4 protein-coding genes and 1 pseudogene are annotated in these 14,297 nt (G+C 66.6%); 2 read left to right on the plus strand and 3 right to left on the minus strand.

Annotation, left to right across the window (positions count from 1 at the left end; translation table 11 throughout):
* Positions 1–55 precede the first annotated feature (55 nt).
* Positions 56–1,282 (plus strand): annotated as a pseudogene (locus I8N68_RS27920) (helix-hairpin-helix domain-containing protein); the annotation flags it as partial.
* A 279-nt stretch (positions 1,283–1,561) separates the two neighbouring features.
* Here I8N68_RS27920 and I8N68_RS27925 read toward each other — a convergent pair.
* Complete coding sequence (locus I8N68_RS27925; protein WP_200215480.1) at positions 1,562–9,133, minus strand: FG-GAP-like repeat-containing protein; 7,572 nt, start codon at positions 9,131–9,133, stop codon at positions 1,562–1,564.
* 951 nt (positions 9,134–10,084) lie between these two features.
* Positions 10,085–10,237: a hypothetical protein gene (locus I8N68_RS27930; RefSeq protein ID WP_200215481.1), complete on the minus strand. Its 153-nt coding sequence runs from the start codon at positions 10,235–10,237 to the stop codon at positions 10,085–10,087.
* Positions 10,238–10,996: 759 nt separating this feature from the next.
* Between I8N68_RS27930 and I8N68_RS27935 the strand changes: the two genes are divergently transcribed.
* Positions 10,997–11,197: a helix-turn-helix transcriptional regulator gene (locus I8N68_RS27935; protein ID WP_200215482.1), complete on the plus strand. Its 201-nt coding sequence runs from the start codon at positions 10,997–10,999 to the stop codon at positions 11,195–11,197.
* Positions 11,198–11,726: 529 nt separating this feature from the next.
* Here the strand turns inward: I8N68_RS27935 and I8N68_RS27940 are convergent.
* Positions 11,727–13,844: an N-6 DNA methylase gene (locus I8N68_RS27940; protein WP_200215483.1), complete on the minus strand. Its 2,118-nt coding sequence runs from the start codon at positions 13,842–13,844 to the stop codon at positions 11,727–11,729.
* Between the last annotated feature and the right edge of the window lie 453 nt (positions 13,845–14,297).

Genomic DNA, 14,297 nt, shown 5'->3' on the forward strand with positions numbered 1-14,297 from the left:
ACACGGCATGGTCGCGCCGACGGCGGGTGGCAGCGCAGCGCCTGTAGGCGGCACCATGGTCTCCGTGACCGCTCCCGCCCGCCCGCCCCTGGCAGTACTGGAGGCGGTGCTGGAGCGGTTGACCTACGTCAACGAGGAAACCGGCTACACCGTCGCCCGCGTGGCCACCGACCGCAGCAGCGACCTGTTGACGGTGGTCGGTGCGCTGCTCGGCGCGCAGCCCGGGGAGTGCCTGCGCCTTCAGGGACGGTGGTCGTCGCACCCGCAGTACGGGCGGCAGTTCGAGGTCGACTCCTACACCACGGTGCTGGTCGCGGCGATCCAGGACATCCAGCGGTACCTCGGCTCGGGCCTGGTCAAGGGCATCGGCCCGGTGTTCGCCGAGCGGATCGTCGCCCATTTCGGCCTCGACACCCTGCGGGTCATCGAGGAGGAACCCGCACGGCTGGTCGAGGTCCCCGGCCTTGGCCCGAAACGCACGGCGAAGATCACCGCCGCGTGGGAGGAGCAGAAGGCCATCAAGGAGGTGATGGTCTTCCTCCAGGGAGTCGGCGTGTCCACGTCCCTGGCCGTGCGGATCTTCAAGAAGTACGCCGACGCCTCGATCTCGGTGGTCAGGAACGAGCCGTACCGGTTGGCGGCCGACGTGTGGGGCATCGGCTTCAAGACCGCTGACACCATCGCCCAGGCCGTCCGCATCCCGCACGACAGCCGGCAGCGGGTCAAGGCCGGCCTGCAGTACACCCTGTCGGAGGCCAGCGACTCCGGGCACTGCTATCTGCCCGCCCCGCAGCTCGTCGCCGACGCCACCAAGATCCTGGACGTGCCCGGTGACCTCGTCACGGCCTGCCTCGACGACCTCGTCGCCGAGGAGGGTGTCGTCCGTGAGGCGCTGCCCGGCCCAGGCGGCGAGCACGTGCCGGCGGTGTACCTGGTGCCGTTCCACCGCGCCGAGCAGTCCCTGGCCGGGTCGTTGCAGCGGCTGCTGGGAGTCCACGCCGATCGGCTGCCCCACTTCGCCGACGTCAACTGGGACAAAGCCCTGGCATGGTTGAAGGCCCGCACCGGCGCTGACCTGGCCGCGGAGCAGGAGCAGGCGGTGCGGCTCGCGCTCACCTCCAAGTTTGCCGTGCTGACCGGCGGGCCCGGCTGCGGCAAGAGCTTCACCGTCCGCTCGATCGTCGAACTCGCCGCCGCGAAGAAGGCCAAGGTCACCCTCGCCGCCCCGACCGGCCGTGCCGCGAAGCGACTGTCGGAGCTGACCGGCCACCCCGCTGCGACTCCGCCTACAACCGACTGCTACGCGGCCTGCGCTGGCAAGGAGAACACGGCTTCGCGATCCTAATCGGACGCTGGAAAACGCTACGCCACACGACAATCAGCCCAGGCCGCATCGATGACATCTTCGCCGCCGCGCTACACCTGACCCACTTCGAGTACAAATACCTACCGGAAAGCCGCTGAGATCACCTCACTACGACGGCGATGTTCTTGACCGGCTGCACACAGCCGTCACGGTCCGGCTCCCGCACGTTACCCGCGCCATCGATGGTAGAGGCCCTTACTTGGCAGTCGTGCTTATCGGGACCGTCGTTGTGCGATACCAGCTGACACTCGCACCGGTAGACTTCGCAACGCCAAAGCTGAACTGCCAGATTCGCCCATCGGTCGCATACTGGAGGTTAATTATTGTAAAACCGAGATTCTTGACTTCGAATGGGCCGGCCAGATCAGCGACACTACTGGCGTTTGTAATGAATAGGCCGGCGCCAACCCCGGCACCGACGCCTAGCACACCGACATCCTTAGCGGCTGGTGCACTCAACCCTCCCGGACCTCCACCCACGAAGGTGCCACCGGCTACGTAGGACCCCATGTTTAGGCCCTTTTCGCCACCCCAATAGATACCATTTCCGACAGTTGCCTGGGCAGACGCTCCATAGCCAAGGCCGGCCTCCCCCAATGTTCCGATCCATCCACCGAAGCCAAACCCAGCTGCCGGCTGCTGGCTGCTCGACGTCGGCGCGGGACAGCAGATCTCAATAAGCTTCTCGTCAGATACGCCTATCTTGGTAGGGTAACAGCGTTCACCGGAACATTTCATCGTCACTGTTTGGCCGTCCGCATTGGTGAACGATATTTCTTCGCCGTCACCCCCTACGATGATCGTTCCACTCAATTCTTTTTGCGACGCCTGACCGTTACCGGACTGACCCTCGCCGCCCGCCTTGGCTTTAGGATTTGATTGATCTTTTGGAGACACCGAGCATGGGCCATCAAGGCACCCCTCAGCGTGCCAGCGGGTGAAGCTGGGCACCCATCCGGCTTGGCATGCGGTCACTCCTTGGGCACAGTTGAGGATGAGGAGTTTGGCGTACCCTGCCACCTGCCGGAGTCCCTGCTGCTCCTGTTCCTTTTTTAGTTCGACGCGCATGCTCATGTGGCCGGTCGGGTCCCACCTGTTGACCGGGTCGCCGTCGCCAAAGCCGTACCGGTGTAATGTCTGCGGGTTGTACGGCTCGGGGATGATGGTGTCGGCGGCGGTGAATTGGCCGAGTTCGGGGTCGTAGTAGCGGGCCTTCATGTGTACGAGGCCGTTGTCCGGATCGGTGTGCTGTCCTTGCCAGCGCATGCTGGTGGCGTCGGCCGGGTTGCCGGGCTTTTCCTTGCCGTAGGGCTCGTAGTTGTAGCGGGCGGTGACCGCGCCAGTGTGGTCGGCGGTTAGGCGGGTGGAATGTTGGCGGTCTTGGAAGACGTAGGTTACCGCTCCGGCCGGGTTGCGGGTGGCGAGGAGCTGGTCGCCTGCCCAGTAGTGCCTGGTGAGTCCCCCCGTGCTGCTGTGCTCCAGGTAGCGGTCGAAGAAGCGTGTCGCACTCGCGCCGGTGTCCCGCTTGACTCGTTGATTGTCGGGCCCGTAGGCGTAGGTCGTGCGGGTCTGCCCGGCGGTGACGGTGTGGGGCATCCCGGTGGGCGTCCAGGTTATGTCGAGGCTGCGTCCGCCAGGTGCGGGATCGACGAGCTTGGTGAGATTGCCCCCGGCGTCGTACATGCGCTCATGCCCGGATGAGGTTCCCGTGACCGCGTGGACATGCGCCGGGTCGTCGTAGCTGTAGGTGCCCGCGGCGGGGGAGCTGGTGATCTTACCGATGCTGTCGTAGGTGAACGCCCCAGAGGTGCCTTCGGACGTGCTGTGCGAGGTGAGCCGGCCTCGCGCATCGTAGCCGAACGACTGCGTGAGCGGGATCAGCTGGCCCGTGGGTCCTGCCGCGTTGGAGATCGTCTGGGTAAAGACCCGTGCCGTCTCGTCATGGTGGTAGGTGGCCGCGTACAGCGGTTGCGGCCCGCCGGGGGACGGGCGGGTGAGGGCATGCGTGTCGAGCCATCCCCGAGCTGGGTCGTAGCTGAGGCTTTCGACCAGGCCGTTGCCGTAGGCGCGAGTTTCCGGCTGGCCGGCCGAGTTGCGTTTGATCACGGTGAGGTAGGCCCCGACAGATCTCAGCCGGCCGGCCGCATCGTAGCTGTGTACGACGTGCTCGCCGGCAGGGTTGGCCGGATCCGGGTAGTGCACATCCAGAAGGCGCCCGGCGGGGTCGTAGGCGAAGTTCATTTCTTGCCGGACCCTGTCGATGAACCGTTCCGTGCGGGTTGTCTGGCCGAGCCTGTCGTACCAGAACCGGTCGCTGCCAATAACAGTCTTATCGTCGCCGCGGGAGGACTGGTAGTCCACTTGGACGAGCCGGCCGAGGCTGAAACCGCGAGTTGGTCCGCTGCTGCCCTCGCGGTCGTAGTGCCAGACGGTGTTGCTGGTGCCGGTGGTGTTCTTGTCCTGCCGGGTTTCCGGCCGGCCCGCCGCGTCATAGGTCCATGTGTGGACGCCGTTGGCGTCGGTTTCGTTGTCCAGCGTGCCGTTGGGGCGCCAGGTGAGGGTGCGGGTGCCGCGGTCGGGGTCGGTAATTGAGGTTTCCCGGCCCAGAGCATCCCGAACGATCTTTGTCTGGTTGCCGGCCGCGTCGGTGATCGTGGTCAGCCGGTCCAAGGCGTCGTAGGTATAGGCGGTGTGATGGATGATCGGCCTGCAGGGGTAGGAACAGAGCCGGTCGAACTCGTCGACGCCGGTGCGCCGCCCGAATGAGTCGGTGAGGGTGGTGATTTGGTGGCCGAGTTCGTCGCGGTCGTCGACGGCGCCGATCCGGTAGGTCCGGGTGCGGCGGACGTCGGCGCCGGGGTGGATGACGGCGGTGCGGCGGTGCGCAGCGTCGTAGATGTATCGGGTCCACTGCGGCGCCTCCGCGGCGGTGTGCTGCAGGGCGGTGGCGGCGGGGCGGGTGGAGGCGTCGGCGTATCGGGTATCGGTGATCAAGACGTTGGCGGGATCGGCGGTGGTTCCCTCGTCGAGGCTGCGGTAGACCCGGCCGAGCCCGTCGAGCAGGTCCTCGTGCCAGTGCACGCCGTCGACCGAGCTGCCGTCGCTGATCTCGGTGCGGGTCCGCTGGCGCCCCCTGTCGGGGCCCGTGACGACGCCGGGGTCCGGGTAGGTGATCCGGGTGATTGTGCCGTCCGGTCGGGTCGTTTGTGCAGGGCGGCCGTATGGGTCGTAGTCGGTGCGGGTTGTCTGGTTGTTGAGGTCCGTGGCGGCCCGGACGGCGCCCAGGGCCTCGTCCCACTCCAGGCTTGTGCAGCCGACCGGGGTGCAGGTGGAGGTCGGGAACAGTTTCCGGTGGGGGTCATAGCCGGTGGTGGTGACGACGCCGACCGGGTCCCTCGTCCATTCCAGGTTGCCTGCGGCGTCGTACTGGTGGAACGTCTCGGCGGCGTCGCCGGCTTTGAGGTCGGAGTATTCGGTGATCCGGGTGAGGTCGCCGTGCCGTGCCGGTCCCTCGTCCGATCCTCGCTGGTCGTAGCCGAACAGCGTGCGCGCCTGGACCAGCCACGGCAGGTTGGGGCCGGCGGGGTCGGGTATCAATGTCTCCCGTTTGTACGGCCGGTCGACGATGTAGTCAGTGGTGTTGGGGTGCACCGGGGTGTGGGTGCGCCGCAGTCCCGCGCCCGAGTTCTCAGCGATGGTTTCGAGGTTGCCGTAGTCGTCATATCCGTACGTGGTGACGTGGTGGCGACATAGCGGGCGGAGCTCGCATTCACTGCGCGTTGTGGTCTCTGGACGGCAGGTGAACGGCGCTACGGAGCCCGGTGAAGCGAACAGGGTCGCCGTGCTGGCGATGATGCCACCGCTGGCCAGGTCTGGGAGTGTGTCGGTGCTTTTCGGCGGCGGGAATGCTGCCGGCGGATTGCCTGCGGTCTCCGGCGGCGGAATTTTTCCGATCATGGCGTGTGACGATTGCCGGACGCCGCAGGCGTCGCTGAGGTCGTTGCCGACGAGGCTGGTGGTGTCGCCCTGCAGCGAGCGGATCGTGCCGTAGCCGAGCATCTGCCGGTGCCGGATGGACCATGCCGCCGTGTCGTATTCGAACGCGGCGGTCGCGGTGATGGGCGGCTGGTGGGCCGCGTCGGTGACGGTGATGCGGTCCACGACGACCGGCAGCGTCCCGACCGGCAGGTAGGTCCGCGCGTCAGGTTGTGTGCGGTGCGCGACGGAAGTGGTCGCACCTTGCCCGTTGCTGATGGTGGTGAGCCGGTCATCGGTGGTGACCCAGCTCAGTGTGGAGAGGTCATTCGGGTTGACGTGCGCGAGTTCGCCGTGGCCGTCGTGGTCGGTGTCGAAAGCGATGTACGCCCAGGTGTCGGGATGCGTGACCGGAAGGGCGGGCTCGGGAACCCAGTGCCATGCTCCTGGTCCGCCTGGGTTGAGCATTACCGACCCGTCGGTCCTGGCACCAGCGCGTGCAAGAAGGCGCACGTCGGTAGCGCCGTCCTCGTTCACGTCAGTCAGCGCCAGGTTAGTCAGGTCCTCCAGGCCGCCTGCGGGCTGACAGGGCGCCGGGGGATCCGCGGTGCGCCGTGACCATTGCCCGGTCACGTTGACGTAGGCCTCGACTCGGACGCAGCCGCCGAACGCGACGGCTCTGCCGAGGTCGGGCAGGCCATCGCCGTCGAACTCCATCGGCTGCAGGCCGTGCGCCGCGGCCGGGTCGAACGGGCCGGCCGCATAATCGGTTTGCTCGGCCCACGTGGTCGCTGTGGTGGAGATGAGGGTGCGGATCGTGCGGTATCGGGTCGCCGCGGTCCCACCGACCTCGATGTGGACGAAGTCGCTGACGCCGTCGTGGTTGCGGTCGGTGACGCGGAAGCTGCCGACGTCCGCGCGGCGCAGCGGTCCGCCTGTGGGAGCAGCGGACGTGAAGTACGTCCTGTCGGCCGTATCTCTGGTCCATGTGCCGTCACCGGTGGCGAGCAGGTAGTCCAGCCGAACGCCGTTGGGCAGTGCCGTGAAGTGGACCAGGTCGGTGAGCTCGTCGCCGTTGAGGTCAGCCGGCTGCCAGCCCAGCCCCGGGACGGCCACTCCTACCGCCGCATCCCCAGCCGTCGGGACGAGGCGCCAGCCTTTGTCGGTGGAGAGCAGGGTGACGGCGTGCAGCGTCGATCCACTCTGGGACAGCAGGACGAGATCGCTGCGTCCATCCGGTGTCGAATCCGGCCCCCCGACGTCCATCGCCATCCAGCCGGCGGCGTTCGGCTCGTCCAGCCCTGGCCCGCCCGTGCTGGGCAGGATCGGGGTTCCGGTCAGCTCGTATCCGCCGTCGGGCTTGGCGTGCTGGACATACACCTGGTAGCCGGGGTTGCGGTAGTGCACGGTGTACAGATCCTGTCGGCCGTCGCCGTCGACGTCCAAGGGTGCCCACCGGTGGGACGCCGGGGCGGCCACCGGGGACGGCTGCGCCCACATCGCGAAGGCAGGTCGGCCGTCGGGACCCGCGGTGAGCCAGGAGCAGACGAGGTCGGCCTGCCCGTCGCCGTTCACGTCCGCCGCTGAGAGGACCTGAAGCTCCTCGCAGGCGCGGTCGTTCGCAGTGGGGAAGACCTGGTGGTCGGCGAAGCTGCCGTCGCCCTTGGAGCGCAGGCCGCCAACAGGGTTGCCGGTCAGCAGGTCGTCGCGCCCATCGGCGTCGTAGTCGCCAACCGTCACCTCGCCGGCGGAGGTGAGGACCACCGGCTTGGCCGTCTGCGGCGGCGATGCCCCTTTCTCCGACGTGGCGATGTAGACGACCGATCCGGTGATCAGGACGTAGTCCCGGCGGGCGTCACCGTCGAAGTCGCCGCCGGACAGCTGCCAGAAGTCCTGCCCGCGCTCGCCCCGGGCCCAGGATGTGGCGGTCGTCCGCCAGGCCTGCACCGTGCCGTCCAATTGGGTGTACCCGGTGATGAGGCTCCAGTTTGCCTTGTGCACGCCGACTGCGAGCATGATGTCGCCCGTTCCACTGGCGTCCACGTCGCCGATCGTGAGCAACACGTCCTCGAGGAAGCCTGCGGACCCGGGTAGCGGTTCGTCCGTGATGACGAAGCCGGCATCGGCGGTGGACCGGACGATGCCCAGACGCGGCGGCTCAAGGCCGCGCTCATAGGCGCACACTACGTCGCCGAGGTCGTCGTTGTTGAGGTCCCCGGTGGCGCAGCGGCGTTTGACGGCCGTGCCGGGCTGACTCGCCCACGGGGTGGCCTGGTGGGTCTGCTCCACGAACGTGCCGTCGCGTTGGGAGATCGCCGCTTCGATGGAGCCCCGATCGCTCATCAGCATGATGTCGTCGATACCGTCGCCGTCAAGATCGGTGACCAGGCCGGCGGCGGGGCACCCTCCGGTGAACGGGGTGTTTCGTAGCGGCCGCGGTGCGCGGCCGAGGCGCACGTACAGCGGCGAGCAACTGAGCCCGGTTCTCCAGGAAGCCACGTCGAGCAGGCCGTCGCCGTCGAAGTCGCCCTGAAGAGGGCTCTGGGTGGTGTTGTCGTCCCCGTCCGGGGACCAGTGGGCGATGTTGCCTGGCACCGACGTCTCGATGGCTGGCAGGTCGGGTTTGCCGGGCGGGGTGGCGATGGTGAACGTGCCGGGGGTCGAGTCCGGCTTCCAGCGTGGAGCCGGTGTCGCCGTTGAGCCGACACGCAGTGTGGTGCCGGGCAGCGGCGGCGTTGGCCCTGCGGTGATCGTTCCGTCCGGCGCTACAGCTGCGTCGTGGGGGAACTGCTGCACCGAGCGAAGGACCGAGTCGCCGCTGACCGGGCTGGTGTCGTACTGCAGCGCGTAGGCGGCGAGACGGTCGCCGTCCATGCGCACGTCGACGCTCTTCAGCCGCTGGTCGATGTACGCGGTCTTCTTCCCGGTGGGGTACGCGGTCCAGTCGGGCCGGGGCTCGAAGAAGAAGCGAATCTCAGCTCCCGCTTTACACTGCGGCTGGCCGGCGTCGCCGCAGGCGGAGTGCACGGACGCGTACGTGATCGTGGCGAGATAGCAATGGTCAGCAGGGCAACTCGATCCGTAGCTGACGGTGTTGCCGTGGGTGTCGGTGACGCTGCGCAGCGGCCACCGGTACATCGAGCCGGGAGGTTCGTCATATGACTCGTAGACGTGCTTGACGCCGCTGCGCTGCCAGCGCGTCCAGGTCCTCCCGTCGAAGGTGATCCGTTCGAAGGTACGGCGGCGTGCTTCGTGTGTTCCTCCGGTGCTGCAGGAGGGGGCGCACCGCACCAATTCGTCGCCATTGAGCAGGAAGACGTCGCTGGCGTCGTACCGGGGCAAGGCACCGCGGGGTCCGCTGCGCACGATGCCCGGATCGACGCCGAGGCTCCAGCCCACGCCCAGCTCCTCATTGCCTGCACCCGAGTCATATTCGAGAGACAGGCCAGGTTCGATGCCGTGGAAGGCCGGCACCCGGATCGGGAAGGATGTAGTGAAGGAGCCGGTGGGCGACGTTTCGGCGTCCAACCCTCCTTCCTGCGGAGCGGGCGACGGCAAAGCACCGGCCGTGCCCGCAACTTCGTCGTCGTCCACCGCGGCTAGCCAGACGGCACCCATGATGATAAATGCCCCGACCACGCCGATCGCTAAGCCCAGAGGCCACGAGATGGATCGTCCCGCCCAACCTCTCCGCTTTCGGCTCCGCACGGCGATCACCGTCAAGAACAGGGCCAAACAGATGATCCCGGTGGCGGCGTCGGTGCCGGCGAAGGAGCCGGTGGGTCCGTCCATTGGGCACTCCACCCACTTGTCGGTTCATGTAGCGACGGTCCGATTCGTAGAGACCTTTCTGCCATTACCACGGTGAGCGCACCGCCGTATCACGGGAATAAAGTCAGAAGAATTGCGGCCCCGCACATGAGGACAGTTCGCCAACGAGGTCGTGCTTCATCACGTCTTTAAAAAATAGATTGAGGTGGCAACGTCGATGGTGGTTGTCGGCGGAGGCGTGTTGTTCGTTGCCCAGGCATCGGGTGCGCGCTGTGGCTGCTCTCGATCCTCACCCGCCCCCATTCTGTCCACCCGGCAGGATTCCATTCACGGCACCTACATGAAAGAATCGTGACCTACATGAACCGACTCGTGAGGCAGCATACGCCCAGAGTGGTGACGCCAGCTCGGCCTGTCGGACATCCAGCAAAACACGGCAGGTGTTGGCGCGGCAATCAGTAATTGGGAATTTTGCCGCTTTGGGCACATGGCGGATCTATCGACAAACCGCAAGCACTCCCAATATCAATTCCGCTACTCCGTTCGCTCCTCGCCGGCAATCGTCGCGTTGGTCCATCACGATGGCGTCGTAGTACATGGCGAACCCTATGCATCATCTCGCCACTTGCCCAATCGGCCGCCGAACCTGGGGTGAGCAGGCACTGACCTAAACTTTGGCCGTTTTAGTAGTTTTGGGTAGTTCTGGCGGGGTGATGGTTATCTACGTGTACCGGGGCTGGCAGCCCGCCGACAGTCGGCAACCCCGGACCGTAGTCACCGGATCGGGGGACGGTGCGGTCGGGTGCGTGGGGTATGGCTTCCTGCGCAGAATGCCGATTATTGTGCTTCCCTCGTAGGTCGGCCGTTAGCCCCGGTCAGGCGCTCGTTGCTAGATGTCTGTTCGGCGTCTTGTCCTTGATCGCTCATGGCTGCTCGGTGCTCGCTGGGGTGGGATCCGGGCTTGGGCATTCTTCACGTCCATTTGGCGGGTCGCTTGTAGACCACCGCCGTCACCGGATCAACGACCGTCTCAGGCAGTTGTGGCTGGCGCAGCGCGGTCTCGTTGATGTTGAAGTAGCCGACGTTCGTGAACCGGCGGTGGGGCTTGCAGTTGCCGGGGGGCATGAGCCCTGTAATGACGACGGCGAGGGCCGAGACGAGGACGCCGATGGGGCTCCCCGCGCGCGCATCCAGTCAGTGACCTTGGGAAGTTCAGCGGCGAGCACCGCACGAGGGGAGATCGTCCCGTCCACGAGGAGGCTCCGTGCGCAGCCAGCCGAGGAACCGGGTGTACACCCCGCCGGTGTCGAGGCCGAGGCGGTGTAGATCATCCAGGGCGTCAGCGAGAGCGAGGGCGAGGTAGACGGCCAGCGACGAGCGGGCGTCCCGGTACTCCGCTAGCAGCGCCAGACGTGCGGGGGAGCAGGGCCAGGGGCAGCCGCAGCGGCGGCACCGCCAGAGGGGGCGCATCGGCGTGTGGGGGCGTCCCCGTGTCCCGCTCACCGCCGAGTGCCTGCCCGGCGCGCCTGCGCGGGCGTCAGGTGCCCCGCCCGCCCAATCAGCCGGTACAGCACCGTCACCTCCCGCGCCCATCGCGGCGGCGGCACCGAGGCGGCACCCCGGTACGTCGGTGAGGGCTCGGCCGGGGGTACCGGGCCGCGATCGGGGCACGGCCAGGGCAGGCCGCAGGTGCACCGCCACCATCCCGTCCGCCAATCTCGGCAATGTCGTGGGCCTGCGGGTACGGGGCGGGGTCTCCTAGTCGGCGGCATGCGCTCATCGTTTGTCGATGGCTACCCCTTGTCAAGGTGCATCCCGCAACGCGGGCAGTTGCGATAAGACAAGCTGCGGTTTGACCAGTTACTGCGTGGCTACCCTGCGGCCATGCCACGGCACCTGTACGGAGCGGGGGAGATCGCGGCGCGCCTCGGCGTCAGCCGGCAGCGGGCGCGGCAGATCATCGACCGGCCGGACTTCCCTGAGCCGTACGACCGGCTCGGGATGGGCGCGGTGTGGCTGAAACGCGACGTGGAGGCGTGGGTCGCCGAGAACCGCCCACACTTGGGCGAGCCCGACGAGGAGTAGCGGTGGGCCGGCTGTACGGTGTCGCGCATGTGCCCACTCACGGTCTGGCACGTCCTCTGGGCCGCGATCGTAGCCGCTGGCGTCGTGCTGGCGCGCCGCCGCTGACGGGCACTTTCAGCAGAAGCCGCGCCCGTCCTAGAGCACGATTTGGGGCGGGCCGCTGCCCGGGCAGGCGGGTCGGCGCGCCGAACGTCGCCCAGGTGCACCCGCACCGCAAAGGCCGGCAGGTCGGGTCACGCCGCCGCAGGATCTTGTTTCCGCGGCGCTCGGCCTTCCAGCGGTTGGCCTCAAGGGCGCCGCCCGCGTGCCAGAACATAGCCGCCCAACGCGAGTCCGCCGCCACCTCCCGCGTACAGAGCGAGTGTGGGCGCTACTACTAGCGCTATGCAGAACGGGGTAGTGAACACCACAAGCAAAAACCCAAGCTGCAGCGTTCGCGACCAGCTCCAGTCGGACGAGGCAATTCGCTCCGCAAGCCGGTCAACGAGATCTCCTATAGACGTCCCGGACGGCCGTGATCTGCGCATACTCATGAACCCGCTCCGTCGCCGTAGAGATTGAGGACGCCGGCGGCGAAACCCGAGGCGAGCGTCTCAAGCACATCATCGACACCCTCCACGATCGCGGCAGCTCTCGTCCGCTGTTCGATGAGGTCAGTAAGGACGTCGGCAAGCCGAGTTCCAGTCGCGCTTTCCAGCAAGCGGATCTCAACACGCTCGAGATCGAGGCGGGGGACAGTTGTCCCAACGAGATGCGCGTTGGCTGCTCCACGGATCATGAGAGCTAGTGTCAGCGGGTGGATTACGTCGGTGCGGGGCCGGAGAACCTGGATGGCTGGGGTGGCGATGATCGACCCGCCCAACATGTCGACTCCGACGCGGGTGGATGCTCCCTCAACAACAACAAGGACGTCTCCCGGCTCGGTCAACTCGGCGGCATTGGGAAGGTCTTCCAGCCTGATACCACGGCTGGACCGTACGGTTAGCCCGGGACCGATGTCACCGGCACGAATCAACGGAGTCGGCCCCTCCCGCAGGCTGTCCAGGTCCAGCTTGCGGCCCTTGAAGCGCCTGATGAAGCGGCGCTCCACAAGTTCGGCAACCGTCAAACGTCGTGTCAACGAGGTTGGCGCGGTTAGGTGAAGTTCGGGCGCGGTCAGCGAGTGGGCTGCCTTAGTCCTTGTGCGCAAGGCATCCATCGCCTGCGCCGCTCTCTCCAGCATCGCCACAGGATCGACCCCACGCACAATCCAACGACTAGGCATGAGATTGCCGTCGCCGGCCGCGACCTCGTCGATGGGTATCGCAGCTGCTCGCACACGGTCTGGGCGCTTCGGCTCGCGATTACTCCTCCTCGACTCGAGGCAGTCGAGGATCTCTTCGATATCGGCTTCCGTTAGCTCCTTCCTCGTCGGCTTACCCTCTCCGACCTGGGAGGCGTCAATAAAGAGGATCGTTCTGTTCGAGTTCGACGCTGGCCGCCCCAACACCCAGATTGCGACGGGAATGCCGGTGCTCGGGTAGAGGCCGGCGGGGAGAGAGATGATCGCGTGGACGCATCCGGCTTCGACAAGCGCTTGCCTGATTGACGCCTCGGTGCCGCCGCGGAACAAAGCCCCATGAGGGAGCGCGACTGCCGCCCGTCCGTGCGGCGCCAATCGGCTGACCGCATGTTGTACCCATAGCAAATCAGCCCGACTTGGCGGAGGGACGCCAAACTCCCATCGGGAGGGCTCGCGATCCACATCTGGCCGCCAGGATTGCCCGTATGGTGGATCAGCCAGGATAACGTCAGCCTGTGCTGTCCCGGATCCATCGACAAGAGTGTCGGCCAAGGTGATCGTCGCTGGTAGGTCGTGGACGAGTATGCGCGCACGGGCAAGCCGATAGGCCGACTGGTTGATTTCCGTTCCTAGGAGCAGGACGGGACCCTTAGCGCGGCGTTCTGCGGTCACGAGGGTTGTTCCGTATCCGCACGCAGGGTCCAGCACCGTACCGGCGATGGGTTGCACGAGGGCCGCCATCAGATCTGCGACTCCAGACGGAGTGATGCTCGCACCGCGGGCACGCCCGCCCGCACGGCTAGTCGCCGTCACGAGGCCCTCGAACACGGCTGGAACGCCGTATTCACCGGAGAGATCATCTACTGCACGAAGAAACGGCCCGCTGGCTGCAAACCACTCGGTCGGAATCGCAGGTCGCAACAAGTACTCGGCGCCGGCGTCGGTTAGGAGCTGCTCTAGTTGTCCGAGCAGCAAGGCAGCCTTGAGGCTAGAGGTGTCCTCAGCGAGTAGGCCATCGCGAAGAATCTCGCTGAAGTCTTGGTCAGCAAGAGCGTGGCGAGCTGCCAGCATGATCATGGCCAGTTCGGCGGCGTCCTCGGGGAGGGCGGAGCCGCGGGCGCGGTTCAACGCTGCCCATACCGCCTCGTCTGCGCCGGGAAGTTCGAACCGCTTCCCGTTGCGTGCCATCCAGTCACGGACCTCGTCGAGACTAAACAGCGACGTTGTGCCCGTTTCCTCGACTGGCTTAGGGAAGTCGACGTGCCGTCGTCGCCAGTTGCTGACGGCCGGCCGGCTGACGCGAGCCATGACCGCGATGTCAGCGAGGCTGACGTATGGGCTCCCATGGCCCGCATGCTCGTCCATGGCTTCATGTTATCCCCCTGCACAGTGGCTCGCAAGCGTTAAGGGGGTTAACGAAGCTGGCGCTTGAGGAGGCGCGCGTCGCCACACCTGCGGGCCCGGTTCTGTCCAGCATGGCGGCTGCTCCCTCGACCTCGGTGAACTGGCCCCCCAGGGGCCTTACCACCCCGGCTTGCCGATGCCCTGTTTCCCGCCCGCTGGGTCTTCGCCCACCACCGACTCACCCGCCTCACCGGGCTGCAGGTCGTCGACCGGTTTCCGGCCCTTTCGCCCCGACGTAGGCTCCTTCCCTTACTGCCTCTCGACCAGCTCGCGCCGAAGTCGTCGCCGCCCAACGTGACCAACCCGCACCCCGACTCGCCACGCCACGACCAACCGCCGCCGCTGGACGGCCGCCCGCACACTTCACGACCGGCTCAGCGTGAACGGCTTCTTCACCGATCTCGCCGGCCATGC

It is taken from the genome of Micromonospora coerulea (assembly GCF_016598485.1).
Lineage (GTDB): Bacteria > Actinomycetota > Actinomycetes > Mycobacteriales > Micromonosporaceae > Micromonospora > Micromonospora coerulea.

Bases quoted from the DNA above. Each gene is read 5' to 3' on its own strand.
- I8N68_RS27940 (WP_200215483.1), bottom strand. From the start codon at position 13,844: ATGGACGAGCATGCGGGCCATGGGAGCCCATACGTCAGCCTCGCTGAC.
- I8N68_RS27925 (WP_200215480.1), bottom strand. From the start codon at position 9,133: ATGGACGGACCCACCGGCTCCTTCGCCGGCACCGACGCCGCCACCGGG.
- I8N68_RS27935 (WP_200215482.1), top strand. From the start codon at position 10,997: ATGCCACGGCACCTGTACGGAGCGGGGGAGATCGCGGCGCGCCTCGGC.
- I8N68_RS27930 (WP_200215481.1), bottom strand. From the start codon at position 10,237: ATGCCCCCCGGCAACTGCAAGCCCCACCGCCGGTTCACGAACGTCGGC.